The 14,475-nt window shown below is 73.2% G+C and carries 12 protein-coding genes; 5 read left to right on the forward strand and 7 right to left on the reverse strand.

Annotation, left to right across the window (positions count from 1 at the left end):
• The first annotated feature begins 1 nt into the window (after position 1).
• Positions 2 to 640 carry a TetR family transcriptional regulator gene (locus tag ACWAUO_RS07700; protein WP_460774429.1) on the forward strand — a complete coding sequence of 213 codons (639 nt, stop codon included), beginning with the start codon at positions 2 to 4 and terminating at the stop codon, positions 638 to 640.
• Here ACWAUO_RS07700 and ACWAUO_RS07705 read toward each other — a convergent pair whose 3' ends face one another.
• The 5 genes from ACWAUO_RS07705 to ACWAUO_RS07725 all read right to left on the reverse strand — a co-directional run bounded on the left by ACWAUO_RS07705 (position 641) and on the right by ACWAUO_RS07725 (position 5,727).
• Complete coding sequence (locus ACWAUO_RS07705) at positions 641 to 1,132, reverse strand: cupin domain-containing protein (protein ID WP_460774430.1); 492 nt, start codon at positions 1,130 to 1,132, stop codon at positions 641 to 643.
• 249 nt (positions 1,133 to 1,381) lie between these two features.
• Positions 1,382 to 2,536 carry a glycoside hydrolase family 1 protein gene (locus ACWAUO_RS07710; protein WP_460774432.1) on the reverse strand — a complete coding sequence of 385 codons (1,155 nt, stop codon included), beginning with the start codon at positions 2,534 to 2,536 and terminating at the stop codon, positions 1,382 to 1,384.
• A gap of 48 nt (positions 2,537 to 2,584) precedes the next feature.
• Entirely contained in the window at positions 2,585 to 3,493 is a 909-nt protein-coding gene (locus ACWAUO_RS07715; protein ID WP_460774434.1) for a carbohydrate ABC transporter permease, read from the reverse strand.
• 1 nt (position 3,494) lies between these two features.
• The gene (locus ACWAUO_RS07720) at positions 3,495 to 4,424 is read right to left on the reverse strand and encodes a carbohydrate ABC transporter permease (RefSeq protein ID WP_460774435.1); all 930 of its coding nucleotides are present in this window, start codon (positions 4,422 to 4,424) and stop codon (positions 3,495 to 3,497) included.
• Positions 4,425 to 4,437: 13 nt separating this feature from the next.
• Positions 4,438 to 5,727, reverse strand: coding sequence for a sugar ABC transporter substrate-binding protein (locus ACWAUO_RS07725; protein WP_460774437.1), 1,290 nt, complete (start codon positions 5,725 to 5,727; stop codon positions 4,438 to 4,440).
• Between the two features lie 248 nt (positions 5,728 to 5,975).
• Between ACWAUO_RS07725 and ACWAUO_RS07730 the strand changes: the two genes are divergently transcribed.
• Entirely contained in the window at positions 5,976 to 7,253 is a 1,278-nt protein-coding gene (locus ACWAUO_RS07730; RefSeq protein ID WP_460774438.1) for a M18 family aminopeptidase, read from the forward strand.
• 561 nt (positions 7,254 to 7,814) lie between these two features.
• On the opposite strand, the gene ACWAUO_RS07735 is transcribed toward ACWAUO_RS07730, so the two are convergent.
• Together ACWAUO_RS07735 and ACWAUO_RS07740 are read right to left on the reverse strand one after the other, a co-directional pair.
• Positions 7,815 to 9,191 (reverse strand): NAD(P)/FAD-dependent oxidoreductase, encoded by a 1,377-nt coding sequence (locus ACWAUO_RS07735; RefSeq protein ID WP_460774440.1) that lies wholly within the window; start codon positions 9,189 to 9,191, stop codon positions 7,815 to 7,817.
• The gene (locus ACWAUO_RS07740; protein ID WP_460774441.1) at positions 9,188 to 10,723 is read right to left on the reverse strand and encodes a PucR family transcriptional regulator; all 1,536 of its coding nucleotides are present in this window, start codon (positions 10,721 to 10,723) and stop codon (positions 9,188 to 9,190) included. The genes ACWAUO_RS07735 and ACWAUO_RS07740 overlap by 4 nt, the downstream gene beginning before the upstream one ends.
• A gap of 118 nt (positions 10,724 to 10,841) precedes the next feature.
• Here ACWAUO_RS07740 and gabT point away from each other — a divergent pair, with 118 nt between their 5' ends.
• From gabT to ACWAUO_RS07755, 3 genes are read left to right on the forward strand one after another with little or no spacing between them, the layout of a single operon-like run.
• Complete coding sequence (gabT, locus tag ACWAUO_RS07745; protein WP_460774443.1) at positions 10,842 to 12,197, forward strand: 4-aminobutyrate--2-oxoglutarate transaminase; 1,356 nt, start codon at positions 10,842 to 10,844, stop codon at positions 12,195 to 12,197.
• A gap of 41 nt (positions 12,198 to 12,238) precedes the next feature.
• Positions 12,239 to 13,597, forward strand: a complete 1,359-nt coding sequence (locus ACWAUO_RS07750) for a flavin monoamine oxidase family protein (protein WP_460774444.1) — start codon at positions 12,239 to 12,241, stop codon at positions 13,595 to 13,597.
• Positions 13,597 to 14,475 carry a universal stress protein gene (locus ACWAUO_RS07755; protein WP_460774445.1) on the forward strand — a complete coding sequence of 293 codons (879 nt, stop codon included), beginning with the start codon at positions 13,597 to 13,599 and terminating at the stop codon, positions 14,473 to 14,475. The genes ACWAUO_RS07750 and ACWAUO_RS07755 overlap by 1 nt, the downstream gene beginning before the upstream one ends.

The raw sequence follows: 14,475 nt of genomic DNA on the forward strand, positions 1-14,475 counted from the left end.
GGTGGGTCCGAGCGACGACGACGCGGCCGCGGGCACAGCGCCCGCGGCCGCGCCGCGCCCGCGCGCCAAGCGCGGCAGTTACGCGAAGGGGCAGGCGACGCGGCAGCGCATCGTCGACGAGGCGCTCACCGTGTTCGCGCAGCGCGGGTTCACCGCCGGGTCGCTGCGGGAGATCGCCAAGCGTGTCGACCTCACCCCCGCCGGCGTGCTGCATCACTTCGCGAGCAAGGAGGAGCTGTTCGCCGAGGTGATCCGCCAGCGCGACGAGAAGGTGCGCCAGGCGGCGGGCGACCCGGCCGAGCACACCCTCATCGAGCAGGCGCAGAAGGTCGTCGCCCACAACCAGGCGACCCGCGGCCTCACCTCGCTCTACGCGACGGTCTCCGCAGAGGCCACCGACCCGGAGCATCCGTCCCACGACGAGTTCGCCGGCCGGTACCGCGACGTGGCCGCATCCGCCGCCGAACTCCTGCGCACCGCGCAGGCCGCCGGCGAGGTGCGCGCCGACATCGACCCCGAGGCCGCGGCGCGGCTCATCAGTGCCGTCATGGACGGCATCCAGCTGCAGTGGCTGCTCGACGACAGCGTCGACATGACCGCGCTGTTCGCGGAGTTCGTGCGCGGGTACCTGCGCGCCTGATCAGCCCTCGCAGTGGGCGAGGTCGGTCTCGGCCAGCGGGTCGCCCTCCGGGATGACGTAGGTCACCCAGAGCACGACCGGCACGTCACCCTCGTTGCGGCCCTCATGCACGTACCCGGGGCCCTCGATGACGGCCGACCCGGTCTCGTACACGTGCACCCCGCCCGGGTGGTTCGGGGCGTAGTGCGTGAGCGCGCCCTCGGCGACCACGGCGATGAGCTGCCCGTCATGGCAGTGCTTGCCGGTGCCTGCGCCCGGCTGCAGTGTGATCTCGCGGAACGTCACCCCGACGCCGTCGGTGCCGCCGGGGACCTCGACCGACACCGGACCCTCGATCGAACCGGCCGCGACGTCGACCGCGGCGACCGGATCCGGTGAGGCGGTCGGGCTCGACGTGGCGGTGGCGGTCGCGGGCGCGGCCTGGCCGGCGCAGCCGACGAGCAGCATCCCCGCCGCGGCCATGCCCACGAGCGCGGTGACGGTCGATCTCACGGTGGTCCCCCCAGACCCGCCGCTCGGGAGGCGGCGATGCGTCGATCGTGGCCGCTGCCGCGCACACGCGCAAGTGCCCGAACTCCTCAGTTTCCGCGCCGATCGGCCCGTGCAACGGGCGAAAGGGCCGGTTTCTGCGGAGTTCGGGCAGCCGCGCGTGCGCACAACTCAGGCAGAACCGCCCGCATGCGGCCGGATCGGGCCGGAAAGCGCGGTTCTGCCTGAGTTGTGAACGGGAGGCGGGATGCCTCAGCCGAGGCCGCCGCGGCGGGCGACCTGGCCGAGCCAGCCGAGGCTCGGCTTCGGGTGGCGCTCGAAGGTCTCGCGGTCCCAGCCGATGAGGCCGAAGGTCGGGCGGTAGGAGCCCCACTCGTAGTTGTCGAGCGCGCTCCAGTGCAGGTAGCCGCGGACGTCGACGCCCTCGTCGATGCAGTCGGCGACGGCGCGCAGGGCGCCCTCCGTGTACGCGATGCGGCGGGTGTCGTCGTCGGTCGCGATGCCGTTCTCGGTGATGTACACGGGGACGCCCGCGCGTCGCCAGGCATTGCGGATGCCGTCGCCCACCGCGGGCGGGAAGTACTCCCACCCGGTGAGCGTGCGCTCCGCGTCCGCCGCGATCGCGAGCGGACCCTCGGCGCCGATGCGGGTGCGGGTGTAGGCCTGCACCCCGACCCAGTCGTCGCCGGCCGCCGCGTCGAGGAACACGTCCTCACGGGAGGCCCCGTAGGCCGCGGCGACGTCCTCGGCGCCGGGCACGGGCTGGTACGCCTGCGTCGCCACCGACCATCCGGCGCGCGAGCCGGCGCCGCGGACGAGGTCCACGGCCAGACGGTGCGCCGCGATGAGCCGGTCGGTCACGGCGGGCACCCCCGGCGGCAGCCCCATCGACGGGAACGGCACCTCGGGGTCGGCGAGCACGGACAGCATGTTCGGCTCGTTGATCGTGCACACGAGGTCCACCTCGTCGAGCACCGGCAGTGCCGCCTCGACGAACCGGGCGAACCGATCGATCGTGGCGTCCTCGTGCCAGCCGCCCGCCCGGGCCACCCACGCCGGATGCGTGAAGTGGTGCAGGGTCACCATCGGTTCCAGCCCCGCGTCGCGCGCGGTGTGCACCATGCGCCGGTAGTGGTCGACCGCGGCCCGCGAGACGAATCCCGGCTCGGGCTCGATCCGCGCCCACTCGATGCTGAACCGGTACGCGTTCAGCCCCGCATCGGCGAGCAGCCGCATGTCCTCCGGGTAGCGGTGGTAGCTGTCGGCGGCGTCGCCGGACGGCTCCTCCACCGCGGGCCCGGGCAGGTGCCCCCACTCCCGCTGCCACCAGTCGGAGTTGACGTTGCCGCCTTCGACCTGGTGCGCGGCGGTCGACGCACCCCAGAGGAACGACGCGGGAAAGCTCATGGATGATTCCTTTCGGACGGTGCGGATGCGGCGGCGCGCCGCATCCGGTCACTTGATGCCGGTGAGGGCGATGCCCTGCACGAAGTAGCGCTGCAGCAGCACGAAGACGACCAGCACCGGAACGACGACCACGACGGCGCCGGCCATCATGAGGCCGTACTGCGCGGCGTTCTGGCCGACCGAGTACAGGGCGAGCGCGACCGGCAGGGTGTACATGTCCTCGGTGGTGGCGGCGACGAGCGGCCAGAGGAAGTTGTTCCAGCTGCCGAGGAACGTGAGGATCGTGAGCGTCGCGACGGCGGGGCCGCACAGCGGCATGATCACGCGGGCGAAGATGCGCCACTCCTCGGCGCCGTCGATGCGGGCGGCCTCGATGATGTCGTCGGGCAGGCTCAGCATGAACTGCCGCATGAGGAACACCCCGAGCGGGGTGATGAGGAACGGCAGGATGAGGCCGGGGTACGTGTTGATGAGGTTCAGGTTCGCGGTCAGCACGAACAGCGGCACGAACGTCACGACGCCCGGCACCATGAGGGTCACCATCACGAGCCCGAACAGCAGCTTCTTGCCGCGGAAGTCGAGCTTCGCCAGCGCGTAGCCGACCATCGAGGAGAACACGATGTTGCCGAGCGTCACCGCGAGGGCGACCACGAGGCTGTTCGTGAAGTACGCGGCGAAGTCGAGACGCCCGAACAGCTGCGTGTAGTTGTCGAGGGTGGGCTCGCGGGGGAGGAACTCGGTGGGATGCTGCCGGATCTCCGCGGTCGTCTTGAACGAGCCCAGCAGCATCCACACGAACGGCATCACCATCGCGACCAGGCCCAGGCCCAGCACGACGTAGAGCCACCAGCGGGGGCGCTCGCCGCGGCGTCGGCGGGGGCGCACGGGGCCGGATGCGGGGGAGGCGGCGCTCGCGGCGGTGGCGGCGCCCGCGCCGGTGAGATCGGTCGTCGTCATCTCAATCCCTCTTCCCGAGGAGGCGGAACTGGATCAGCGAGAGCACCACGATCGCCAGGAACAGCACGTAGCTGGCCGCGGAGGCGTAGGCGTAGTTGCCGAACCCGAACTGGTTGTAGGTGTACATCGCGGTCGACAGGGTGGCGTCGAGCGGGCCGCCCTGGGTCATGACGAACGGTTCCTCGAAGAACTGCAGGAAGCCGATGCCGGTGATGACCGCGGCGAACAGCAGGGTGGGTCGGAGGGCGGGGAGGGTGATGTTGCCGAAACGCTGGAACACGTTCGCGCCGTCGACCATCGCGGCCTCGTGCTGCTCGCGCGGCACACCCTGCAGCCCCGCGAGGAAGATCACCATGAGCGTGCCGATGTTGCGCCAGACGGCCATGAGGATGAGCGAGGGCAGCGCCCACGTGGTGGATTCCAGCCAGTTCGGACCGCTGATCCCGAACAGGCCGAGGAACGCGTTCAGCAGGCCGTCGGGCTGGAGGATGAACCGCCACACGATCGCGATCGCGACGATGCTCGTGACGACGGGCGCGTAGTAGCCGACGCGGAAGACCGTGCGGAACCTCGTGATGCCCTTGTCGAGCGCGAGCGCGACCAGCAGCGCGAGCGCCATCGTGAACGGAACGCCGACGACGACGAACGCGCCGGTGTTGAGGAGCGAGCGGAGGAACCGGCCGTCCTGGAACAGCGAGATGTAGTTCGCGAAGCCGACGACCTCGATGTTCAGGGGGCTTCGCAGGTCGCGGGTGGTCATGTCGGTGAAGCTCATGAAGAAGCTCGCGACGATGGGACCGGCGAGGAACACGAGGAACAGCACGACGAACGGCGTCGCGAACCCCCAGGCGACGAGGGTGCGGCGCGAGGTGCCGCGCGCCCCGCGCCGGGCGGGACGCCCGGTCGCGGGGGCGGCGGTGACGGCGGTCATGACGGGTCCGGCCTCAGTTCCCGGTGCCGATGGACTCGGCCTGCTGCTGCAGGTCGGCGAGGGCGTCGTCCACGCTCTTCGTGCCGCGCGTGACCTGCTCGATCTCCTGGTCGATGAGCGCACCGATCTGCGCCCAGGTCGGGATGGCCGGCGGTGCCTTCGCGTCCTCCAGCTGCTCGCCGAACACCGTGACGTACGGGTCGTCCGCGAGCGACGGGTCCTCGAACGCGGCCGGGGTCGACGGCAGGTCGGTCGACAGTTCGTACCAGGCGAGCTGCGTCTCGGGCTGGCTCAGCCAGCGGATGAACTTCCACGCCGCATCCCGGTTGTCGCTGTCCTTGAACACGGCGAGGTTGCCGCCGCCGGTGAAGCTCGTGCGCTCGTCGCCGATGCCGGGCACCACGGCGATGCCGAACTTGTCGGCGAACTCCGGGCCGCCCTGCTCCTGCAGGAGGCTCACGTGGTACGGGCCCGAGAAGAACGCGCCGACCTCGCCGTCGATGAACTTCTGCTCGATCTCGCCGGTCTCCAGGCGGACATCGTCGGCCAGACCCTGCTCGAAGAACGAGTCGTAGTAGGTGAGCGCGTCCTTCCACGCCTGCGACTGGAAGTCGAACGCGTCGTCCTCGAGCACGTCGCCGTCGGCCTGCCACACGAACGGCAGCAGCTGGGTGGCCGAGTCCAGGCCGCCCGGGGGCAGCGCGAGCCCGGAGGTCGCGCCCTGCTCGGTCATGGCGGCGGCGAACGCGGTGAGCTCGTCCCACGTGGTGGGTGCCTCGAGCCCGGCGGCCGCGGCCATGTCGGTGCGGTAGTAGAGCACGCGCGTGTCGACGTACCACGGCACGCCGTAGGAGACGTCGTCGACCTCGGTGGTCTCGAACGATCCCTCGAAGAACGAGTCCTCGTCGGCGACGCCGTCCGGGGTGGGCTCGAACGCGCCCGTCGCCGCGAACTCGCCGACCCACGTGGTGCCGAGCATCGTGGCATCCGGGGTCTGGCCGCCCGCGATCGCGGTCGCGATCCGGTCGTGCGCGCCGTCCCACGGCACCGCGGTCACGTTGATCGTGACGTCGGGGTTGTCCGCCATGAACTGCTCGGCGAACTCGCCGAGCAGTTCGCCCTCGTTGCCCATCGCCCAGATGTCGACGGTGCCCGTGGCGGGGGAGTCGTCGATCGCGGCGCCGGCCTCGGCGTCCGGGCCGCCGCCGTCGGCGCGGCCGCAACCGGCGAGTGACAGTGCGCCGACCGCGAGCGCGGCGCCCGCGCCCAGCCAGCGTGTGCTGTGTCGTGTGGTGGTCTTCATCGGTTGACGCCTCCATCGGTCGTCGGCCGCAGCCGCGGCACCGTTGCTCGCAGACCGCGCGTCCGGGGGTGAGCGCGCGGCGTCCGGCCACTGTAGAACAGAAACCGAACAGGTGAAAGGTATTCACAGGGTTCCTGTGGATACCGTGCCGTGCGGCGCGTGCCCGCGGAATCCCCTTGCGCTCGCCCGACACCGTCGTTCCGGCCGGGCGGCCTACGATCGAAGGGTCATCCAGGAAGAGGTGCTCCGTGCCCGACGCACTCGCCCACGCAGACGATCTGGCCGCCTTCGTCGCGGCCTCGCCCTCCAGCTACCACGCCGCCGCCGAGGTCGCCCGACGGCTCGAGGATGCCGGGTTCACCGCGCTCGACGAGATCGCCGACTGGCCCGACCAGCCCGGCGGCAGATTCCTCGTCGTGCGTGACGGCGCCGTCATCGCGTGGATCGTGCCGGCGGGCGCCGGCGCCACGACCCCGGTGCGGATCTTCGGCGCCCACAGCGACTCTCCCGGCTTCAAGCTCAAGCCCCGGCCGACCACCGGGTCGCTCGGCTGGTTGCAGGCGGGCGTCGAGGTGTACGGCGGTCCGCTGCTGAACTCCTGGCTCGACCGTGAACTGCGCCTCGCCGGCCGTCTCGTGCTCGACGACGGCTCGAGCGTGCTCGCCGCGACCGGTCCGCTCCTCCGGCTGCCGCAGCTGGCCATCCACCTCGACCGCGAGGCCAACGACCACCTCGCCCTCAACAGGCAGTCGCAGACCCAGCCGGTGTGGGGCCTCGGCGACGCGGATGCGGCCGACCTGCTCGGCGAGCTCGCCGCGACCGCAGGGGTCGACGCATCCCGCATCCGTGGCTACGACATCGTCACCGCCGACGCCGCACGGGGTGCGGTGTTCGGGCACGACGACGTGTTCTTCGCCTCCGGCCGCCTCGACGACCTCGCCTCCGTGCACGCGGGCGCCGTCGCCCTCGCCGCCGCGGCCGACGGTTTCGACGCCCCGCACATCGCGATGCTGGCGGTGTTCGACCACGAGGAGGTCGGGTCGGGCAGCCGCTCCGGCGCCGCGGGTCCCTTCCTCGCCGACGTGCTGGAGCGTGTGCAGCACGGCCTCGGCGCCGACCGGCAGGCGCAGCTGCAGGCGCTCGCCGCGAGCTGGTGCGTCTCGAGCGATGTCGGGCATGCGGTGCACCCGAACTACGCCGACCGGCACGACCCGGTGGTGCGGCCGCTCCTCGGGTCCGGCCCGATCCTCAAGATCAACGCGAACCAGCGCTACGCGACCGACGCCGTGGGCGCCGCGGCCTGGCACGGCTGGTGCGCGCAGGCCGGAGTCGGGTCGCAGGAGTTCGTGTCGAACAACAGCGTGCCGTGCGGGTCGACGATCGGCCCGATCACCGCGACGCGGCTCGGCATCCGGACGGTCGACGTCGGCATCCCGATCCTGTCCATGCACTCCGCCCGCGAGCTGGCCGGGGTCGCCGACCTCGACGCCCTCGCCCGCGTCGCCGAGGTCTTCTTCACCGCCTGAGGTCCGCCGGCGTCGTGCCAGTGCGGACTGCTTCGGTCGCCGTTCGGCGCGCGTGGCCGCTGCCGCCGCGTGCACGACTGCGGAGTCGGCGGGCGACACGCCGGTGGTGGATGCGGGTGGCGCGGCGTGTCGGGTGTGATCTCCGCAGTTGTGCTCGCCGCATCCGCATCCGCCGCCGCATCCGCCGCCGTACCCGCAGCCGCAGCATCCGCACTGCACCCCCGCTGTTCGGCGCGCGGCATCCCGCTCCTGCCGCGTGCACAACTGCGGAGTTGATGGGCGACACGCCGGTGACGGATGCGGGTGGGTCGGCGTGTCGGGTGTGATCTCCGCCGTTGTGCTCGCCGTTCGGCGCGCCGCGGCCGCTGCCACCGCGTGCACAACTGCGGAGTCGGTAGGCGACACGCCGGTGACGGATGCGTGGGGCACGGCGTGTCGGGTGTGATCTCCGCAGTTGTGCTCGCCGCATCCGTCCGCACTGTCGCCGCGACCGCCGTCCACCGCGACCGCCGCACCCGCGCCCGCACCCGCACCCGGCCCCGACCGAGCAGCCGCGGCGGGTCAGTGCCCGGAGACGAGGTCGGCGGCCTTCGCCACCAGCGACGTGCGGGGCGAGCCCGAGCGGGTCTCGGCGCGGTCGGCCACCCGGTACGCGGCGTAGATGCCCTGAACCGCGAGCCAGCGGAGCGGCTCCGGCTCCCACCGCTTCGCCCGGTGCCCGACCCAGGGGAGGCGCACGAGCTCGGTGTCGCGGTCCAGCACGAGGTCGGCGAGGGTGCGGCCGGCGAGGTTCGTCGTCGTGACGCCCGTGCCGACGTACCCGCCCGCCCAGCCGATGCCGGTGCGCCGGTCGAGCCCCACGGTCGCCGCCCAGTCGCGCGGCACGCCGAGCACCCCCGACCAGGCGTGCGCGATCGGCACGTCGCGCGCCGCGGGGAAGAACTCCCGCAGCAGCGCCGTGAGCTGCGCGACGGTCGCCGCCGGGGTCCCGCCGTCGGTGTCCACCTTCGACCCGTACCGGTACGGGTCGCCGCGACCGCCGAACGCGATGCGGTCGTCGGCCGTCCGCTGCGCGTACATGTACACGTGGGCGAGGTCGCCGAGCGTGGCGCGGCCGTCCCAGCCGATCTCGTCCCACACGTCGGCCGGCAGCGGCTCGGTCGCGATCATGGACGAGTTCATCGGCAGCCAGGTGCGGTGCTCGCCGCGCAGACCCGGTGTGAAGCCCTCCGTCGCGCGGATCACGAACGGCGCGCGCACGTCGCCGTGCGGCGTGCGGGCGACGCCGGGGAGGATCTCGGTCACCCGGGTCCCCTCGTGGATCCGCACGCCGAGGCGCTCCACGGCTGCCGCGAGCCCCTGCACCAGCCGGGCCGGATGGATGCGGGCGCAGTGCGGATGCCAGACGCCGCCGAGTGCGCCATCGACGCGCACGTGCTCGGCGGTGCGGGCCGCATCCCACAGCTCCACGTCCGTGTGCGGCCACGCCGCCTCGGCCTCGAAGAACCGGCGGAGGCGGGTGAGCTGCGCGGGCGTGCGGGCGACGTTGAGCTCGCCGCCCTTGTGCGCGCCGATGTCGATGCCCTCCCGCTCGGCGACCGCGAGCACGTCGTCGACCGCGTCGTTCATGGCGCGTTGCTGCGCGACGGCGGCGTCGCGGCCGTGGCTGCGGGCGTAGCGGTCGCGGCCGCCGGTGACCGAGTTCGTGAGCCAGCCGCCGTTGCGCCCGGATGCGCCGTACCCGGCGAACCGCTCCTCGAGCACCGTGATGCGCAGGTCCGGCTGCGCCCGCGCGAGCGAGTACGCGGTCCACAGCCCGGTGTACCCGGCGCCGACGATGCAGACGTCGGCGTCGGTGGAGCCGGGCAACGCCGGCCGCGGCTCGGGCGTGCCGCCGAGCTGCCGCCACCAGAACGAGACGTCGCCGTTCGCGCTCATGCAGGATCCCCCAGGATGGTCAGGGCGAGCCACAGGCGGGCCCGCTCGGAGAACACGGTGAGATCGGTGCCGAGCACCCGCTCGGCCGTGGCGAGCCGTGCCCGCAGCGTGTGACGGTGCACCCCGAGCGCCTGCGCCGCGCGCTCGTGCGAGGCGTCGTTCGCGAGCCAGGTGCGCAGCGTCCGGACCAGGTCGCTGTGGTGCGCGGCGTCGTGGTCCTGCAGCGGGGCGAGCTCGGCCCGGGCGAGGACGCGGGCGTTCTCACCCGCGAGCGCCAGCACCAGTCCGTCGCCGGTGCGGGCGAACTCGTTCAGGCCCGGGGCGCCGTGGTCCCGCGCGATCCGGGCCTGCCCGGCGGCGCCGGCGAGATCCGCGTACCCGACGGGGTCCGACAGCCCGATCGTGAGGCCGAACCGGTCTGCCGCGCGGCGGAGCACGTCGACGCCGGTGCGGGAGACCACGAACAGGAGCCCGGCCTCCGTCCGGCCGAAGAACAGGTGCGACCCGCGGCCCTCGGCGCGGGTCTCCAGCCACTCCGTGACGTCCTCGCGGTGCACGGCGGCCGCGTCCGTGAGGCCGACGCGGACCGGTGCTGCGGGCAGGCCGCCCCACATCTCGTGCGCGACGCGGCGGGCGGTCGACGGATCGCCCTCGAGGAGGGATGCGGCAAGGCCCGCGCGCAGCGAGCCGCGCGCCCGCAGCAGGCTCCGCCGCTGCTCGAGTGCGAGCCCCGCCATCGCGACCACCATCGTCACGACGCCGCGGGCCTCCGGGTCGAGGTCGCCGGCGCCGACGGCGAGCACGCCGCGCAGGTGCCCGCCGCGGCCGAGGGTCTGCAGCTGCACGCGGTGCCCGGCGGCGCTCGTGGCGGCGCCGGCCCTGGTGCCGCGGGCGAGCACCTGCCCGACCTCCGTCTCGAGCTCCGCGAGCGCGGGCGCGCCGAACGCCCCGGCCGGATGCTGGTGGGCGAGGCTCCCGGCGGCGTCGAAGAGCCCGACCCAGGCGTCGAGGCGACGGGAGAGTTCGTCGAGCGTGGCCTCGAGGCCGTCGTCGCGGAGCGCGGCGAGCGAGAGGGCGCGTTGCGCGTCGAGCGCCCAGCTGCGCCGTGCGAACTCCTGCGCGGCGAGCGCCTGCGCGTTCGCCCGCGCGACGGCGATGAACGGGGTGCGGTAGGGCACCTCGAACAGCGGGATGCCGGCGGCCCGGCAGGCGTCGACGAGCCCGTCGGGCACACCCTCGCGGACCACCTCGGTGCCGAAGCCGAGCCCCGCGACGCCCCGGACGCGGAGCCGCGCGACGTACTCGTCGTAGGCGGCGGCGTCCGCATCCAGGAACTGCGTGCCCGTGGTGAGGAGCACGAGGTCCTCGGAGAGGAACGGGGTGGGGTCGGCGAGGTCGGAGCTGTGCACCCCGCGCAGCCACCGGTCGAGCGCGCCCGGCGGCAGTTCGGCCTCGTCGGCGGCGAGCCGCAGCGACAGTTCGCCGCGGCGCAGGAGGGTCCGCAGGGTCGGCTCCTCGACCGGTCTGCTCATGTTCGGATCCTCTCGCGCGCCGGCGGTCCGGGTGGTGTCCATCGTGGCGCATCCCACCCCTCCTCGTGTACACGCTGGCGGGTGTCGTCGTGCGGGTCACGGCCCTACGCTCGGCGGCATGAGCATCACCGACGCCACCCTCGCCCCCATCGGCGGTCCGACGCTGCCGCAGGAGCGGCGCCTCGTCACGTCGATCCCCGGTCCCCGTTCGGCGGAGCTGCTCGCCCGCAAGGCGGATGCGGTCGCGGCGGGCGTCGGGCACACGGCGCCGATCCACGCGGTCGCCGCCGGCGGCGGGGTCGTGGTGGACGCCGACGGCAACTCCCTCATCGACCTCGGCTCGGGCATCGCGGTCACCACGGTCGGCAACGCGCACCCCAAGGTCGTCGAGGCCGTGCAGGCGCAGGTCGCGCAGTTCACCCACACCTGCTTCATGATCTCGCCGTACGAGTCGTACGTCGCGGTGGCCGAGGCGCTCAACCGCCTCACCCCGGGGGACCACGCGAAGAAGTCGGCGCTGTTCAACTCCGGCGCCGAAGCCGTCGAGAACGCGGTGAAGATCGCCCGCAAGCACACCGGACGCCAGGCCGTGGTCGCCTTCGACCACGCGTACCACGGCCGCACGAACCTCACCATGGCCCTCACCGCGAAGGCCATGCCGTACAAGAGCGGCTTCGGGCCGTTCGCGGGCGAAGTCTACCGCGCGCCGCTGTCGTACCCGTTCCGAGACGGCCTCGACGGCGCCACCGCCGCGCGGAACGCGATCACCCTCATCGAGAAGCAGATCGGCGCCGATAACCTCGCCGCCGTCATCATCGAGCCGATCCAGGGCGAGGGCGGGTTCATCGTCCCCGCCGACGGCTTCCTGCCGGAACTGGTCCGCTGGTGCCGCGAGCACGGCGTGGTCTTCATCGCCGACGAGGTGCAGACCGGGTTCGCCCGTACCGGCGCCATGTTCGCCAGCGAGCTGTTCGGGATCGTGCCCGACCTCATCACGACGGCGAAGGGCATCGCGGCGGGACTGCCGCTGGCCGCGGTCACCGGTCGCGCCGAGATCATGGACGCCTCGCACGCCGGCGGCCTCGGCGGCACCTACGGCGGCAACCCGATCGCCTGCGCCGCGGCGCTCGCCGCGATCGAGGTCTTCGAGCAGGACGGCCAGGTCGAGCGGGCCCGCGAGGTCGGGGCGATCCTCACCGAACGGCTCCGGGCGATGCAGGCTGCCGACCCGCGCATCGGCGACGTCCGTGGCCGCGGCGCCATGGTCGCGATGGAATTCGTCGTCCCCGGCACGACCGAGCCGGACGCCGCGCTCGCCGGCGCGGTGGCGAAGGGGTGCATCGCCGAGGGGGTCATCGTGCTCACCTGCGGCACCTACGGCAACGTCATCCGGTTCCTGCCGCCGCTGTCGATCCCCGACGCCCTGCTCCACGAGGGCCTCGACGTGGTGGCCGCCGCGCTCGCCGCGGCCTGACGACCCCGCACGACGGAGCCCGACACAAGACGAGGAAGTGGATGCAGATGGAACTGACCCGGGACGTCGTCGTCGTCGGCGCCGGAGCGGCGGGACTCGCCGCAGCGAACGAGTTGCGCTCGCGCGGACTCTCGGTGGTGGTGCTGGAGGCACGTGACCGCGTCGGCGGACGGGTCTGGACCGACACGATCGAGGGCGCCACCCTCGAGATCGGCGGGCAGTGGGTCTCGCCCGATCAGGAGGCGCTCCTGGAGACCATCGCCGACCTCGGCCTCGAGACCTACAGCCGGTACCGCGACGGCGACAGCGTCTACGTCGGGCCCGCCGGCGACGCCGTGCGCTTCACCGGCGACGAGCTGCCGTGCGCGCCGGAGACGGTCCGGATCATCGCCGAGCTCACCGACCGGCTGGACGCCATGGTCGCCGAGATCGACCCCGACCGTCCGTACGCCCACCCGAAGGCGGCGGAATGGGACGCGATCTCGTGGGACGCCTGGCTGCGGACGCAGACCGACGACGACGAGGCGATCCGCAACGTCGCCTTCGCGACGGGGCCGGCCATGATCACCAAGCCCACGCACGCCATGTCGCTGCTCACCTCGCTGCTCATGGCCGCGTCCGCGGGATCCTTCTCGCACCTCATGGACCCCGACTTCATCCTCGACAAGCGCGTCGTCGGCGGGCTCCAGCAGGTGCCGATCCTCCTCGCCGAGCGGCTCGGCGACGACGTGCGCCTGCACGCGCCGGTGCGCACCCTCGAGTGGGGCGAAGAGGGCGTCACCGCGCACGCCGACGGCGTGACCGTCCACGCCCGGTTCGCGATCCTGGCGCTCGCGCCCGTGCTGTACCCGCGCATCTCGTTCGTCCCGGCGCTGCCGCGGCTGCAGCACCAGATGCACCAGCACCTCTCCATGGGCTTCGTCATCAAGGTGCACGCCGTCTACGACCGGCCGTTCTGGCGCGAGCAGGGACTGTCGGGCACGGCGTTCAGCCCGTACGAGCTCTGTCACGAGGCGTACGACAACACGAACGCGGGCGACGAGCGCGGCACCCTCGTCGGGTTCGTCTCCGACCGCAACGCCGACGACGTGTTCCGGCTCAGCGACGCGGAGCGGCGCGAGCGCATCCTCGAGTCGCTCTCGCACTACTACGGCCCCGAGGCGAAGGACCCCGTCGTGTACTACGAGAGCGACTGGGGGAGCGAGGAGTGGACGCGCGGCGCCTACGCCGCGAGCTTCGACATCGGCGGGCTCCACCGCTACGGCGCAGACCTGCGCACCCCCGTCGGGCCGATCCACTTCGCCTGCAGCGACATGGCGGGTGCCGGCTTCCAGCACGTCGACGGCGCGCTGCGGATGGGTCGGCTCGCGGCCGACGAGATCGCGCGGCGGAGCCGGTGATGACCGCCGTCGTCGTCGGCTACACCGCGACCCCCGAGGGCGCCGACGCCCTCGCGCTCGGGGCGCGGTTGGCCCTCGCGATCGGCGGCACGGTGGAGGCGGTGCTCGTGCTCCCCGGCGACGAACGCGGGGTCGCCGACCCCTCCGACTCCGGGTACGACCTGCACCTGCGCGACACCGCACGCGGCTGGTTGCGCGAGGGACTGGCGGTGTTGCCCGCCGACGTGCCGGTGCACGGCCACGTGCGGTACGGGGAGTCGTTCGCGGCCGGCCTCGTGGCCGCGGCGGCGGAGTTCCGGGCGGGGCTCGTCGTGGTCGGCGCCGGCGGCGGCGGCCTGCGTGGGCGGCACCGCGTCGGCTCGGTCGCCTCCGAACTGCTCCACTCCGCTGACGTCACCGTCGTCCTCGCCCCGGCGGGCGCCCGCGACGTCCCGGTCGACGCGGGTCTGCCGCGCATCACGGCCGCGCTCGGCACCCGACCGGGTGCGGACGCGCTCATCGAGCAGGCCGTCGCGCTCGCCGCCGCATCCGGTGCGCCCCTCCGGCTGGTCTCGCTCGCCACGATCGACCTCCCGCCGGGCGCCGACACCGGCGTCATCCGGCTCACCGGCGCCACCCACGCCGAAGCCGTGCTGGAACAGGCGCGGGCATCGCTCCCACCCGGTGTCGACGCGACCGCGGTCGTCGGCTCGGGCGAGCGGGTCGAGGACGCGGTGGGCGACCTCGAATGGCTGCCCGCGGAGCTCGTCCTCGTCGGCTCCAGCCGACTCGCGCAGCCCCGGCGGCTCTTCCTCGGCTCCACCGCCGGCAAGATGCTCCGCGCGCTGCCGGTCCCGATGGCGGTCGTGCCGCGCGGCCGCACCGGACAGGAGGCCTGA

The sequence above is a fragment of the Microbacterium sp. GXF7504 genome (genome assembly GCF_054798235.1).

Coding starts and splice junctions, on each gene's coding strand:
- ACWAUO_RS07710 (WP_460774432.1), bottom strand. CDS start 2,536: ATGAGCTTTCCCGCGTCGTTCCTCTGGGGTGCGTCGACCGCCGCGCAC.
- ACWAUO_RS07715 (WP_460774434.1), bottom strand. CDS start 3,493: ATGACGACGACCGATCTCACCGGCGCGGGCGCCGCCACCGCCGCGAGC.
- ACWAUO_RS07720 (WP_460774435.1), bottom strand. CDS start 4,424: ATGACCGCCGTCACCGCCGCCCCCGCGACCGGGCGTCCCGCCCGGCGC.
- ACWAUO_RS07725 (WP_460774437.1), bottom strand. CDS start 5,727: ATGAAGACCACCACACGACACAGCACACGCTGGCTGGGCGCGGGCGCC.
- ACWAUO_RS07735 (WP_460774440.1), bottom strand. CDS start 9,191: ATGAGCGCGAACGGCGACGTCTCGTTCTGGTGGCGGCAGCTCGGCGGC.
- ACWAUO_RS07740 (WP_460774441.1), bottom strand. CDS start 10,723: ATGAGCAGACCGGTCGAGGAGCCGACCCTGCGGACCCTCCTGCGCCGC.
- gabT (WP_460774443.1), top strand. CDS start 10,842: ATGAGCATCACCGACGCCACCCTCGCCCCCATCGGCGGTCCGACGCTG.
- ACWAUO_RS07750 (WP_460774444.1), top strand. CDS start 12,239: ATGCAGATGGAACTGACCCGGGACGTCGTCGTCGTCGGCGCCGGAGCG.
- ACWAUO_RS07755 (WP_460774445.1), top strand. CDS start 13,597: ATGACCGCCGTCGTCGTCGGCTACACCGCGACCCCCGAGGGCGCCGAC.